The following is a 12,292-nucleotide window of genomic DNA, read 5'->3' on the forward strand; positions in this document are numbered from 1 at the left end:
TCACCATGGAAAATTCAAATATCAATTTAGCCCAAGAGCTGCAGCAATTTAGCGGAAGTGCCGTGTACTACACCTTACCGCTGTTTAATTATAAATATACCGAAGGGGTGCACTATCTGGCGGAGCAGGCAGCCTGCTACTGGATGCTTACCGATATCGCAGCAGTCGTTAAACGCTTTAGAGCCAAGCACAGATTTATTGTGGCTGTGTTTAAGCGGTACGATGAAGAAGATCAAAAACGAACCCACAAAGAAGCGGTAATCACCTATGGAGAAGGAAACGGAATTACCTTGTTTGAACAGCAGTATGACCTAACTGATTTTCCTTTAGATGAACTGCGCCTGTTTTTTGTAGACGATACCCTTATGCTACCCAACGAATATTAAGCCGATCGTTATGCAAACACAACTCAACGAAATCAAGCTTCGGTATTCCACCAAACAGAAAGCTACAGACTGGATTAAAATCAGTTCTTCGATACAGGCTGCAGAGGCTATCTATAAGAACTGGGATAAAGACGATATCGCCACTTTTGAATGCTTTAAAATCGTATTGCTCAATAACAGCAACCAGATCAAAGGAGTATTTCAGGTTTCGCAGGGCGGAATAACCGGAACGCTGGTAGATGTACGATTGATATTTGCGGTTGCGCTGAAATCTTTGGCGGTGGGGATGATCCTGACCCACAACCACCCCAGCGGAACCCTAAAACCCAGTGAAGCCGATAAAAGCATTACAAGTAAAATCAAAAGCGCAGGGGAGTTTCTGGACATCAAAGTTTTAGATCACATCATTTTAACCCCATCAGGTAAATATTTCAGTTTTGCGGATGAAGGAATTTTTTAAAATTCAGAACCATGATTTATCTCAATTTTACCGATTTAAGTGAGGAAGCACAAGAGCGACTTTTGGCTAAATCAAAGGAAGACGTCAAGAAGAAATACGGCAGGGAGCTGATGAATTACGCTTTAAAACATCATACCCCTATTGACCAGATGCTGGATGAAGAAGCGATGCGGAATTTATATTCCTATAGCTATGTATTTAAAATATAAAAACTCAAAACGGAAATCTACAAACGCTCCATAAAACGGGGCGTTTTTTTGTTTTTGAGATTCTGAAAATTCACAAAATAACGTATATTTAAAAGGCTGAAAAACAGCACACATTTTAAAAGTAGGGGTATCCATTTTTGACTTTCGCTGATAAACCTACCCAGCAAATACTAACATTTCGGAAATTTTTCCAGAGAAAAGCAAGGGTTGCAGATGATAATCTGGCAACCAAATTGTAGGGATTTTCGTTCGCCTGCGGCGAACGAAAAGGAATAGCAAGAGGATAACACGCTGCGCGCTGTTACGGATTCCTTTTTGTTTTTAATACATTGAAAATCAGCGGTTTAAAATCTATTCAATATGTTGATTCTCAATAATTTGCGACAAATGCCTTCAAAGCGCCTGTTTAATGGGAAGAATTTGCGACAAATCAGCGAATTATGGACCCATTTTTAGGCATTCGATTTAAGAAAACAACAGCAAAACGATTTCAGGAATTCTCCCGCAAACACTTCAAAACGCACACGGAAGCGATGGAGACTATGCTCGACTTTTTCCTGTATAATGAGATTTCTCCCAAAGAACAGTTAGGTCCTACCGGACGAACCCTGGAAGCCAAACTCCTGAAACGCATCAATGCGGTCATTGCGATTATCAAGGACGTGGAAAAGAACCAAACCAAACCCACTCAGGCTATGCTCGAAGCGCTATTCACCCAGACGGAAACGCCGGAAGAAAGGCCTTTGATTGTTAAACGGGAAGATGAACTGGATGATGCGCGGTTTGAAGATTGGGATGGAAAGGATTTTTAAATGCGAGCACTATGTACATCACCATCACACCTCAGAAATTAGGAACGCATTTCAATCAGAGTTCCAGTGATTTTGTCAGCTATTTAGAAAAAGAAAACGAAGATCGTACACTGGAGAATTTTGAGTATTTCTTCAACCAAACGGAGAATGATATCAAACCGGATCGGGTAGTGGCGGAAATTGATTCCAACACCGCAAAACTTAAGCGCAGTGAACCCCGGTTTTATTCTATCACCGTTAATCCGTCCAGGCGTGAACTCCAACAACTTTCCAATAACTCCGAAGCACTCAGGCGCTACACCCGGGAATTAATGCACGACTATGTCAAAGCCTTTAATCGGGAGATCAACGGCAGGCCCATACGAGTGGAGGATATCAAGTACTTTGCGAAAATTGAGCTTACCCGCCGTTTTAAAGGAACAGATCGCGAAGTAATTGCCAATCAGCCCATAGCTTCTAAAATTCAAGCCCTGAAGGATGAAGTCTATCGCATTCAGACCGGCACCACCACGGGTAACCTTCAGGCGCTACAGGATAAAATCAGACGTCTGGAACAGGAGGCACCCCATCAACTTAACGGCAAGCGCATTGTTCAGGGTATGGAAAAGCCCGGGCCTCAAAGTCATATCCACATAATCGTAAGCAGAAAGGATCAGTCGAATTCGATCAGTTTGTCTCCGGGAAGTAAGTACAAGGCATCAGAGGTGGAGTTTAACGGGAAGCAGATCAAGCGTGGTTTTGATCGGGATTATTTTTTCAGTCAGGCTGAAAAGACCTTTGACAGGCTCTTCAACTACGAGCGTAACTTTATCGAGCAATATACCTCACGCAGGGATTTTGTAAAAGATACCACCCAGTTTTACAAAAACCTCCTTAAGCTACCCAATCCCGAGCGTACTGCCGCATTTAAACTGATGCGGGAAGCCGGAATTAAATTGCCACCAACTGTTCCGGTCAATCAGGTGCAGCTGGCATACAAAGCCTTTAATGCCCTGAAAAGGGGAGTGGGCATTGCTGTGAAATCAAGTTCCATCAGTATATAAGTTTTACCATGGAGATCCCTAAATTGATACTTGTAGAGCTCGCCTTATTAGCACTGTACGGTTTGGCGAAGCGATTCTTTAGCCTTGCCTGGATATTTGGACTTTTGGTTTTAGGCTGCTCTTCAGCGCTTTTGACCTTATATACCGATTGGTATTTAATCCTGTTGTGCTATACCTGTCCGCTGTTTTTTCTGGGAACCTGTATCGAAGTATTTATTCCAACACTTAATCAGAATACCCGCTCGAAATATCAGGTTCATTTTACAACACATAATAAGCGCTTCCAGATTGAAAATATCAAACGGGGAGCATCGGTAATTGCTTCTGCCGGTAGCGGGAAAACCGAAAGTGTGGTCTATCAATTCCTAAAGCATTTTCAAAAGCATCAGTTTTGTGGCATCATACACGATTACAAAAACTTTGAACTTACCGAGATTGCTTATCCGCTTTTCCAAAAGTCGGACATCCCGTTCTATACAATAGCTTTCGATGACGTCATCCATAAGGTGAATCCTATTGCTCCACGCTATTTACCAAACGAAGAAAGCGTCAATGAAGTGGCTCGTGTATTACTGGAAAATCTTCTGGAACAAAAAGAACAGGTAGTGACGGGATCTTCTAAATTTTTTAATGATGCGGCCGAAGGACTTTTATGCGGCATGATCTGGCGTTTAAAGGAGGATTTGCCAAATCTGTGTACACTGCCACATATGATTGCGCTCTATCAGTATCTGGATACCAAACAACTGGTACTTTGGCTTTCTGAAAACCGGACTTCCCGAATTATGGCCAGCGCTTTTATAAGCGGGATGGATTCTGAAAAGCAAACGGCCGGAGTGATGAGCACCCTGGCAAATGCCCTGAAACGCATCAGTACCAAACGTATTTTTATGGCGCTTTCTGCAGATGAAGTGCCGCTAAATCTAAACAGTCCCGAAAATCCTGCTGTGATCAGTGTTGTCAATAACCCCAAGTACGAATCGGCTTATTCGCCCGTAATCGCGACCATTCTGCATACCGCAATTAAACAAATGAGTGTACGGGAGCAGCAATCTTCTTTTTTGATGATGGAAGAAGCTCCCACCATTCGGCTCCTCAATATGCACCGCATTCCCGCAACTCTCCGAAGCTATGATGTGGCTACCATTTATGTGATGCAGGATAAGGTTCAAAACGATATGATGTATGGAGATAAGGCTAGCCGGGCCATTCTGGCCAATCTGTCCTATCAGTTTTTTGGAAAGGTCAACGATCCCGATACCGCTAAATACTACGAACGCTTTTTTGAAATTATCAAAAATCCTACTAAAAGTGTGAGTAAGGGTTATTCGCTGGATTTTGATACCCGTGTTACTACCGGGGAGCGGGAGGTTTCTAAAGTGCGTGCTGATGTGTTTTTTCGGTTAAAGCAGGGAGAGTTTATTACCTATGCGGATGGCATCGACCGTAAAGTACAATTTAAGCTGGATAAAATTAAAAGACAGCTTCCTCAAGCCGAAAAACGCTCTTCAGAGGAAGATTATGAAACCAACTTCAAACGCGTTCATTGGGAAATTTTACGGCGATTCAGGAGTTAATCATTTGATCGTTCGAGGATTTCCAGAGCCATTTCAAGTCCTAAAATCTGATCTTGCAAGGATTGATGGCGTTGCTTGAATTCAGTATCTTCAAAACCCGTTTTATGAAGTTCCAACGCCTTTTTGCGTAACTCTTCAATGCGAATATGTATCTTCTGAGAATTGGTCATTTTGATACGGGTTTAGGTATTATATAAAAAGGAACCAGGATGCATTGTTTTTTAAGTTCGGACATTTTCCGCTTTATAGGATTCTGTCCAAAATTACTTCTTTTTTAAAAAAGCAGACAAGTGGTAGGGTAGGATTTTTGAGTATTTACAAAAGGAATCTGTTAAGTCTTGAAAATGTGTGAATACGCCACATCTTAAATCTATGCTAATCGAAGTATATTGCTATTAAGATAGACCGGTGGTTATCTTTTCATTTGCAAATTAAGTTAAAAAGGACTCTTCTCCCGAAGCCCTTTTTCCGTGACTTTCCATTGACCATCTTCTCTTATGAGTTTAAAGGTTTCCGGTCTATCTAAATAGTTGATGTTAAACTGTACCCAGGCGGTATCTCCATTCTGAGTTTGGTGTACTACCTTAAAATCCATTTCTGTTTCGGAAGTCTCTATAAAGAAATTTTGTATTTGCTTAAGACCCTGATACCCGGTTTGGGTGGTATAGGTTTGTAGTTGTTCGTTATCCTGTGCATAAAAGCTTTCCAGGACCAATTGGGTGACTTCTTCCGGGCTTTTACTTTTCGGATTGGAACAGGCTGCGAACAGGCCTATCCAGAGCATTACATAAATTGTTTTCATAGTATGTTAGTTTGGATAGTTTATAAAGCGTGGATTGATTTTGAGTTGAAGTTCGCGCTCGCCGTGAGCTTCGCTTAGGTCTACAATAAGCCTCCGATCCCTGCTTAGGGAAAATTTGGGTACCACATAGACAAAGCGCCTGAGCTCTCCCGCTTTGATCTTATCGGGAACCCCGTGGGTATATAGCGGTTCTTTGAGCAGTTTTTGCACGGACTTGCGTTTTCCTTTTAAACGGGTTTGGGTGGACAGGTTCAGGTAATTGAAATCATAATCCAGACCGGATCGATTCTCCAATTCCAAGACAAAATACAGGGCATCCTTGTGAAAAACGATGTTTTCGACGCTCAGGATAATTCCCTGATTCCGGGTTTTTAATCCACTAATTTTTTGGTTTCTTTTTAATAGGTATTCAGCATACCTGTCGAAGGGGAAAGGGGCAGGTTCTGAAGAAGTTTCTAGTTCTTCAGAACCTGGTATCGGGTCATTATCATTTGGGGTTTCAAAACCAATACGTTCCTGGTTCTGAATAAAATAGGTAAACGTATCTAGCGATTCTTTATACATCACAATAAAGGTAAAAACAGAACCCGAAGTGCTGATGACCAACAAATTACTGGGCTTCCCGGGTTTGGCCTGTAAGAGGCCTAAATGCTGGGCTGTATCCCGGTTGAAACTGAATACATAATCTGACGAACCCACGATTCCCTGTCTGATGGGTTCCGGAAAGAACAGCGCCACATTTGTGTAATCATTGGCGTAGATGGTGTCTAATTGTATAGCATTCTGGTTTTGCCCTTTCGCATTGAAGCAGGTTAACAATACCATCCAAACGGAAACGTAGACTAGATTTTTCATAGGATACAGATTTAGTTAGCTGGTTTAAGCAACATTTTATAATTATTGAGCACGGTGACTTTAACCGTACGGTTTCCCCGGCGCAGGATCTGACCGATCCCGCCTACTTGAGGAACACCCGGGATATTAACTTCCTGCATTAAATCGTCCAGCACTTCCCGTGTGGCCTCAGCCCGAAAGTTGTTTTCCACATAAATACCTTCCTGTGAATCCTCTAGATCAAAAGCCTCCAGGTCTACCGGTTGCTGGGCAATACTCTCAATACGGATCTTCACCCGGTTGGGCTGAAAGCTTACAAAGCCAAACACATGAGTGTTCTTAGGAATCGTTCTGCCCTGATGAACCGTTGCCTCCGTTGTTCGCAGGCGCAGGCGGCTGTTGGCCTTAACCACCTGATCCCCATCCACTACAACCGGAATAATTTCGCGGGCTATAGCCGGATTTGAAACTAATTGAGGTCGGGCTGCAAAGAACAGCTGATGCTCCAGTCCCAGTTCCTGAACTTCAACTTTGCGGGTTTGGATGCGCTCCAGAGAATCCAGTTTTGAATCCGTTTGAGGATAGGAACGTGGTTCTTCTTTATCGTCAGGCTCGGAGTAGGTATCCGTATCGTAGTTGATGCGTGCCGATGCATAGATGCTGTCGATGATGCGTTGCTTTTGGTTCTCCGGATATTCAGGATCAAAATAGCCAAGCGAATCCATCAGGAGTTCGTTATACACACTGGGAGCCGTGCTCTTCCGTTCTTCTTTTAGCGCATTAATTGCATCCAGTTTAGACCGGTAGATCTCCGGATCTACTTCCAGTTCGGGAACCTGGGTTTCTTTTAGAAGTTGGGGCTCCTGATCGCGGTTGGCCAGCATCATCGTATAAGAGACTAAAAACATAATGATCACCGCGATAATCGAGGCAAAGACGAGTTTGTTTTTTTGGATTTTCATAGTCTTGGTTTTTAGGTTTACCTGCTTACCGCATCAATTTTGCGCAGGCTTTTTTCAAAGAAATCGGTAATCAACAATCCGTGAGGATTATGCGGAAAATTGCGGTCTACCTGTATGAGTTTGCCGGTTGTGATGAGTTCGTAAGTGTCGGTGATGCTGCCCCGATTGATTTCAAAAACCAAAGTGGTTTGAAACGCATAGGGGTAGGCATTTAAATCAACCTTCGATTCCATGCCTAATACGTTTTGCACCAGTGAGTACTGAATCAGTCGATTATAAACCCCTTCAGTCTTTTTTTGGCGGTAAATATTGTCAACTGAATTGTTACCTAGCCACAATGCTTTCTCCAGATTTGTATCGTAATTGCTGGCATCGATATCGTAGAAATACGCGTGAAATAATTCGAGATGCGCAAGAGCTTCCACCTCCAGATTTTCGTTTTGATCAACCAGCTTTAGGGGAATAACTTCTCCGGTAGTGCTGATTGCAAAAGCATTTTGAAGGGATTCCTGATAAATGCTATATGCCATCCAGCCCGAAAACATACTGGATAGTGTTGCGCATAAAACGACCAGCCAAACGATGAGCCGGTTGGTCTTTAAGGTGGAATACATGGAGGAATAAGGTGTTTTCATAGTACTTGGTTTAAGCCGTGAATAAGCGAAGGGTAAACGAGATGGCCCGGCGGTAGAGCTTGAATTTTAGAAAAACGATAAAACCTATAGAGCCCAACTGTACTACCGGGGCAAAAAACTCCTGCCCGTAATCGCTTCCAAACAGATTGTGCCAGAAGTGTTCGTTGATCTCCGTGTAAATCGCATTGATAAATACATTGACCAGAAAGAATGCCGGTACCAGCATATAGACTGCAGCATAGAGTTTAAAGAATCCGTAAGCCAAAGAGCGGAATTTCTCAAATACCGCCAGACTGATAATCAGTGGAAAAAAGGCCTGCATGATGCCCAGCAGGAAGAAGCGCTCGGCAAGGAACAACGGGTAGATAAATAAATCCAGAATCCACAAGATAATACCCCCGATAAACGCGAAGATTTTAAAACCAAACAAAGGGGTAACCAGGGCCTCGTAAAGCAGCGCCATTGCGGCTTTCATCCCTTCGTACATGCCTACTTCCTCTTCAATGGGGATTTCCTGCATCTGTAGCGGTAATAGGGCAGGGGCGGTATCGCGATACTGCGATTCTATGGCGACCAGAATACCGTCAAAGAAACCCAGAATTTGAGTGGAAAAGACTGCCACCAGTACCACTGCAAAATTCTTAGCCAGTTCGCCCGGACTCAGTCCCCAGGTGTAACCGTAGCGGTCTGCAATACCTTCATTGTATTTTTTCAGGATGTTTACCAGAAAGAACAGCACCGCCAGGGTTTTCATTCCGGTTATGGTATACTGGGCTACCGGACTGGCGATGATGGTGTCAAAAATGGTATCTACATACTCCAAACCGATTCCTAAAATCACAAGCGCAGCCATCTTTAGAATCCGGTTTCGCGGTTATTGATTTTATCCTGCAGTTTCCGAAAAGCGATGATCTCCTTATAGCGTTTGGTCTTTAAATTGATCGTAGCCACCATTTCTTTAGACTCCGCTTCTTTTTCTTTTAAGATTTCCGCGCGGTCTGCATCAGACATTTTTAAGTAGTTACTGGAGAGGATCTCGTCTATAAAGTCCATCGCCTCCAGCGAGTTGTCTATAAACTGATTGAATGCTTCCGTGATGCGTACTACTTCATCGGGTTTGATATAGGGAGAGCTGAGAATTTCCCGCAAGTCCTGTCGCATCACCTGAATAAGACGGGCATTGTTTTTCCCGATTTTCTTAACGGCTTTGAGCTGCTTGACCACATTGTTTACCTTTTCCAGATTTTCTTTTTGTTGTTTCAGAAATTCCACCGTTTTAAGGAGTTGGGTGGTTTGTTTGGCTGATTCCAATAAAGACTTAACCAGACTTACAAAATTGGTATTATCATAAACCGGCATCCCCTGGCAGGCAGCGCCTGCAGGCGTTAATAGGACTGTGATTAGGCCTAATCCCAGGACTAGTTTCCTGATGTGACGTGTGAGGTGTGTTTTCATGGTGGTATGAATTAAAAGGTTATTGTTTTTGTATTTCAGTCTGGGCCGGTCGTGACGGACTTATGAATTGTTTGATGGCCGCTTCCATATCCTGAGTTTGCTCATAAAGGCTTAGGATGGCTTCATTTTCACTGCCGTCTGTGAGGTAGGCGGCATAAACTTCAGGGGGAACTTCCAGACGGAAAATGTTACTCTCCTTACCAATCTTGATAAAAATCTCGGTGTACTTTCGGGAGCCGCTAAGCTTGTTGCGGATGGATTTTAATTGATTGAGATCGTGACTCGAAAGGTTAAGCCTGCGGGCGAGTTCGTCATAGCCTTTTTCATTATTCAGGCTGTAAATCACCTGCGTGTTTTCCAAAATACTTGCTGAAGTTGCGTTGCCCGGCAGTTGGTTGATGGATTGCAGAATGATACCAATCGCCCCGTTTTGTTTACGGATCGCCTGATAGTAAAACTCGACGCTCTCCAGTACATTGTCAAACTTGAGCTGCTTGGCAAACTCATCAAAAAGGATAATTCCCCGTTCGGCCTTGTTTTTCCAGATGGTGCGCTGTATGGCAGTTTTAATAAGCTTCAGCATTACCGAAAGGATTTCCTTATTGTCTTTGACTTCGTCCAGCTCAAAGATGATCATACGCTTATCTTCCAGGGTATAGGTCTGATCTTCGTCTACTTCAAACAGGTAGCTGTATAGACCATCGCCAACATACTCCGACATCACGTGCAGGAACGCCTGAATATCGAAGTAGTCGGGATGGATTTTAAGTTGCGCCAGCAGGTCTTTTCGATTGCTAAAAACAAAGTCGTAGAATCCGTTGAGCGAGTGCTGAGATGGGTTAGCTCTGTAATAAGCGGTAAGTATTTTTTTTAGGGAAACCGATTGGGCTTTAGCCTGCCTGCCTTCGGTATGGTAGAGTTCAAAAAGAAATACGGTAAGATCTTCCAGACGTTCTGCAGAAGGGATTTCACCTTCAGGGGTATAAAATGGATTAATCCCCAGATTCTTCCCGGCCTCATAACGCAGGATGATGTGTTCATCAGGATAGAGTTTGGCAAATTTGGTATACGAGCCTCCCAGATCTATAATTACCAGACGCACCCCTTCTTCGTAAAACTGCCGCAGGATGTTATTGGCCAGAAAGGATTTACCTTCTCCGGTGGGTGCAAAGATGGCAAAGTTACGGGCCTTGATGCGCTTTTTAGATTCATCCCAAACATCTTTAAGTACCGGAATATTATATTGGCGGTCGTTAAAGAGGATGCCTTTAGGGTCGGTCTTGTAATTGGTGCTATTCAGCATCAGACACAGCGCGTGCTTCAGATCGGTAACGTACAGGTCTTCATCTGAAAAATGGGAAGCGAATCCGAACCAGGAATTTAGGAAGTAGTTTTTTCTGGCTTCGCCTATGGGATAGTAGGGAACAATATCCAGCTCCTTGAATTCGGTTTTGATTTTCGCCCCAATGGCATCCAGTTGCTTTTGGCTCTCTGCCCAATACAGCACACTCAGCTGTCCGCGGATCACCCGAGAGCTCTCATCGGTATTGATCTGTTCCAGGATCTCCTGAATCTTTTTCAGCACCACCCGATTCTGAGAACCAAAGTTGGAACTCTTGCTGAGTTCTTCAACTTTCTTATCCAGTATTTTACGCCACTTATGCTTGTCATCCAGAATCAGGATTTGATTGACGACGTGGTTTTCACTAAGGGTGAGTCCGAGTCCGTCTATAAATCCCTTATGAAATTGAAAATCATCAGCCGTAAAGCGTTCGTCAATACTGCTGGTTTTTACCTGCTCTCCAAAGCACAGCTCACTATTTACAGCCAGTACCTCAAAGCGGTGTTTACCAATGCTGATGCGGTTTTTATCCAACAGGATATCGGTATTCAGACAATCATTAAAGCCGTTGAAATAGGTATGGGTTAGCTTCTGGAAGTCGTCTGCATTTAGAGGATTCAGTTTGATTTTTTTACCCGAATTGAGGAAGCTAACAGCATCTTCAACAGCTCCCGTAAAATGGCGTACAGCATCATCCAGAGTGTTCGGTAGGTTTTTGAGGATCTTGCGGAAGGGATTGGTGTAGGTTGCATGGGTATTGGATTTATGGGTTAGCACAAAAAACAGGTAGCTGGTATGCGCGGTATATTCCCGATTTTGGAAATAGCTTTGGGTAGCCTTTCCCAGAAAGGATTTATCCGGCAGGGAGGAAGCATCAAAGGCGGTGTTGTGATAGTAATCCTGTTTATGGATCAGCGTCCCGACAGGCAGCGTTTTAAAGGCCTGAAACCAGCCTGAATGCAATTCTTCAAAATCCTTTTCAGAAAGGGAATAGATCTCCGGCAGATCGAGCCGGTAGCCCAACACCACATTCCCGTTACTGCAAAACATCAGGTGATCGCTGGTAGCTGCTATGGGATGGAAGTTTTTGTTTTTAATCGTGATCATAAGAAATACCGGTGTTTTGTTTGGTACTGATGAGACTTGGAAAGGCGCTGGCGAACTGCAGAAACTGCATCAGACCTTGTAGTCGGGATAAACAGACGTAAAGCAGGACATTGATTACTAAAGCAACCAAGATGGTCAGCATGCTGAAGGAGAAGATGACGATCAGCAAGGAGGCGATAAGCGCGCACATTTGAACCGCAAACAGGGAAACCGGCAGCCCGAAGATGACCGCCCGTTTCCGGATGTTTCTATAGACCGCGTAGCTCTTCATTGGATACCGATTTAGACAACGATGTCTATGAGGTACGTGAAGATTCCCACCACGCCCCCGGCTATAAGTACAAATACCAGTACGCGGGTGATGCCCTTTTTTAAGTCGGCATTCTCTCCAAAGAAATGCCCGGCATTAAACAGAAATCCCACCAGGAAAATAACGCCCAGGAGAATGGGGAATACGGTGCGTATGGTATCGGAAACATCGTTTACCGAATCTTCAATACCACCTATTTGGGCAAATAGGGGAGTAGATAGCAAAGCCATACTGGCGAATAAAGCGTTTGATTTTTTCATAATTCTAAGATTTAAAAGATTGGAAATCAATGAGAAGAAAATTACCTATATTTATTTTCAAATAATTGAAAATCAAGTAATTGTGAATAAAATAATTC

16 protein-coding genes are annotated in these 12,292 nt (G+C 43.4%); 6 read left to right on the plus strand and 10 right to left on the minus strand.

Features of this window, described 5'->3' with window-relative positions; genetic code table 11:
* Nucleotides 1-5: 5 nt before the first annotated feature.
* The 6 genes from LLW17_RS16825 (at nt 6) to LLW17_RS16850 (ending at nt 4,487) form a co-directional block, all read left to right on the plus strand.
* Nucleotides 6-386 carry a DUF6876 family protein gene (locus LLW17_RS16825; RefSeq protein WP_228231455.1) on the plus strand — a complete coding sequence of 127 codons (381 nt, stop codon included), beginning with the start codon at nt 6-8 and terminating at the stop codon, nt 384-386.
* A gap of 10 nt (nt 387-396) precedes the next feature.
* A complete protein-coding gene (locus LLW17_RS16830) occupies nt 397-846 on the plus strand; it encodes a JAB domain-containing protein (RefSeq protein WP_228231456.1) in 450 nt (149 codons plus the stop codon).
* An 11-nt stretch (nt 847-857) separates the two neighbouring features.
* The gene (locus LLW17_RS16835) at nt 858-1,055 is read left to right on the plus strand and encodes a hypothetical protein (protein WP_228231457.1); all 198 of its coding nucleotides are present in this window, start codon (nt 858-860) and stop codon (nt 1,053-1,055) included.
* A 440-nt stretch (nt 1,056-1,495) separates the two neighbouring features.
* A complete protein-coding gene (locus LLW17_RS16840; RefSeq protein WP_228231458.1) occupies nt 1,496-1,867 on the plus strand; it encodes a BfmA/BtgA family mobilization protein in 372 nt (123 codons plus the stop codon).
* Nucleotides 1,868-1,878: 11 nt separating this feature from the next.
* Nucleotides 1,879-2,910, plus strand: a complete 1,032-nt coding sequence (gene mobB, locus LLW17_RS16845; RefSeq protein WP_228231459.1) for a MobB family relaxase — start codon at nt 1,879-1,881, stop codon at nt 2,908-2,910.
* An 8-nt stretch (nt 2,911-2,918) separates the two neighbouring features.
* Nucleotides 2,919-4,487 carry a type IV secretory system conjugative DNA transfer family protein gene (locus LLW17_RS16850; protein WP_228231460.1) on the plus strand — a complete coding sequence of 523 codons (1,569 nt, stop codon included), beginning with the start codon at nt 2,919-2,921 and terminating at the stop codon, nt 4,485-4,487.
* On the opposite strand, the gene LLW17_RS16855 is transcribed toward LLW17_RS16850, so the two are convergent.
* From LLW17_RS16855 to LLW17_RS16900, 10 genes are all read right to left on the minus strand, one after another.
* Entirely contained in the window at nt 4,484-4,657 is a 174-nt protein-coding gene (locus LLW17_RS16855) for a hypothetical protein (RefSeq protein ID WP_228231461.1), read from the minus strand. The genes LLW17_RS16850 and LLW17_RS16855 overlap by 4 nt on opposite strands.
* 266 nt (nt 4,658-4,923) lie before the next feature.
* Nucleotides 4,924-5,289, minus strand: a complete 366-nt coding sequence (locus LLW17_RS16860; protein WP_228231462.1) for a nuclear transport factor 2 family protein — start codon at nt 5,287-5,289, stop codon at nt 4,924-4,926.
* Nucleotides 5,290-5,295: 6 nt separating this feature from the next.
* A complete protein-coding gene (locus LLW17_RS16865; protein WP_228231463.1) occupies nt 5,296-6,144 on the minus strand; it encodes a DUF4138 domain-containing protein in 849 nt (282 codons plus the stop codon).
* An 11-nt stretch (nt 6,145-6,155) separates the two neighbouring features.
* Nucleotides 6,156-7,085, minus strand: coding sequence for a conjugative transposon protein TraM (gene traM, locus LLW17_RS16870; RefSeq protein WP_228231464.1), 930 nt, complete (start codon nt 7,083-7,085; stop codon nt 6,156-6,158).
* Between the two features lie 17 nt (nt 7,086-7,102).
* The gene (locus tag LLW17_RS16875) at nt 7,103-7,720 is read right to left on the minus strand and encodes a conjugal transfer protein TraK (protein WP_228231465.1); all 618 of its coding nucleotides are present in this window, start codon (nt 7,718-7,720) and stop codon (nt 7,103-7,105) included.
* 10 nt (nt 7,721-7,730) lie between these two features.
* Complete coding sequence (locus LLW17_RS16880; protein ID WP_228231466.1) at nt 7,731-8,573, minus strand: hypothetical protein; 843 nt, start codon at nt 8,571-8,573, stop codon at nt 7,731-7,733.
* Nucleotides 8,574-8,575: 2 nt separating this feature from the next.
* Nucleotides 8,576-9,079, minus strand: a complete 504-nt coding sequence (locus tag LLW17_RS16885; RefSeq protein ID WP_434084793.1) for a conjugal transfer protein — start codon at nt 9,077-9,079, stop codon at nt 8,576-8,578.
* 115 nt (nt 9,080-9,194) lie between these two features.
* The gene (locus LLW17_RS16890) at nt 9,195-11,624 is read right to left on the minus strand and encodes a TraG family conjugative transposon ATPase (protein ID WP_228231468.1); all 2,430 of its coding nucleotides are present in this window, start codon (nt 11,622-11,624) and stop codon (nt 9,195-9,197) included.
* Entirely contained in the window at nt 11,611-11,895 is a 285-nt protein-coding gene (locus LLW17_RS16895) for a hypothetical protein (RefSeq protein WP_228231469.1), read from the minus strand. Before LLW17_RS16895 ends, LLW17_RS16890 begins: the two co-directional genes overlap by 14 nt.
* Before the next feature lie 11 nt (nt 11,896-11,906).
* Nucleotides 11,907-12,194, minus strand: a complete 288-nt coding sequence (locus LLW17_RS16900; protein WP_228231470.1) for a hypothetical protein — start codon at nt 12,192-12,194, stop codon at nt 11,907-11,909.
* Between the last annotated feature and the right edge of the window lie 98 nt (nt 12,195-12,292).

The organism is Leeuwenhoekiella parthenopeia, from assembly GCF_020782115.1.
GTDB lineage: Bacteria > Bacteroidota > Bacteroidia > Flavobacteriales > Flavobacteriaceae > Leeuwenhoekiella > Leeuwenhoekiella parthenopeia.

What these genes read in the sequence shown, in the direction of transcription:
- LLW17_RS16825 (WP_228231455.1), top strand. Translation starts at nt 6, where the DNA reads ATGGAAAATTCAAATATCAATTTAGCCCAAGAGCTGCAGCAATTTAGC.
- LLW17_RS16830 (WP_228231456.1), top strand. Translation starts at nt 397, where the DNA reads ATGCAAACACAACTCAACGAAATCAAGCTTCGGTATTCCACCAAACAG.
- LLW17_RS16835 (WP_228231457.1), top strand. Translation starts at nt 858, where the DNA reads ATGATTTATCTCAATTTTACCGATTTAAGTGAGGAAGCACAAGAGCGA.
- LLW17_RS16840 (WP_228231458.1), top strand. Translation starts at nt 1,496, where the DNA reads ATGGACCCATTTTTAGGCATTCGATTTAAGAAAACAACAGCAAAACGA.
- mobB (WP_228231459.1), top strand. Translation starts at nt 1,879, where the DNA reads ATGTACATCACCATCACACCTCAGAAATTAGGAACGCATTTCAATCAG.
- LLW17_RS16850 (WP_228231460.1), top strand. Translation starts at nt 2,919, where the DNA reads ATGGAGATCCCTAAATTGATACTTGTAGAGCTCGCCTTATTAGCACTG.
- LLW17_RS16855 (WP_228231461.1), bottom strand. Translation starts at nt 4,657, where the DNA reads ATGACCAATTCTCAGAAGATACATATTCGCATTGAAGAGTTACGCAAA.
- LLW17_RS16860 (WP_228231462.1), bottom strand. Translation starts at nt 5,289, where the DNA reads ATGAAAACAATTTATGTAATGCTCTGGATAGGCCTGTTCGCAGCCTGT.
- LLW17_RS16865 (WP_228231463.1), bottom strand. Translation starts at nt 6,144, where the DNA reads ATGAAAAATCTAGTCTACGTTTCCGTTTGGATGGTATTGTTAACCTGC.
- traM (WP_228231464.1), bottom strand. Translation starts at nt 7,085, where the DNA reads ATGAAAATCCAAAAAAACAAACTCGTCTTTGCCTCGATTATCGCGGTG.
- LLW17_RS16875 (WP_228231465.1), bottom strand. Translation starts at nt 7,720, where the DNA reads ATGAAAACACCTTATTCCTCCATGTATTCCACCTTAAAGACCAACCGG.
- LLW17_RS16880 (WP_228231466.1), bottom strand. Translation starts at nt 8,573, where the DNA reads ATGGCTGCGCTTGTGATTTTAGGAATCGGTTTGGAGTATGTAGATACC.
- LLW17_RS16885 (WP_434084793.1), bottom strand. Translation starts at nt 9,079, where the DNA reads ATGCCGGTTTATGATAATACCAATTTTGTAAGTCTGGTTAAGTCTTTA.
- LLW17_RS16890 (WP_228231468.1), bottom strand. Translation starts at nt 11,624, where the DNA reads ATGATCACGATTAAAAACAAAAACTTCCATCCCATAGCAGCTACCAGC.
- LLW17_RS16895 (WP_228231469.1), bottom strand. Translation starts at nt 11,895, where the DNA reads ATGAAGAGCTACGCGGTCTATAGAAACATCCGGAAACGGGCGGTCATC.
- LLW17_RS16900 (WP_228231470.1), bottom strand. Translation starts at nt 12,194, where the DNA reads ATGAAAAAATCAAACGCTTTATTCGCCAGTATGGCTTTGCTATCTACT.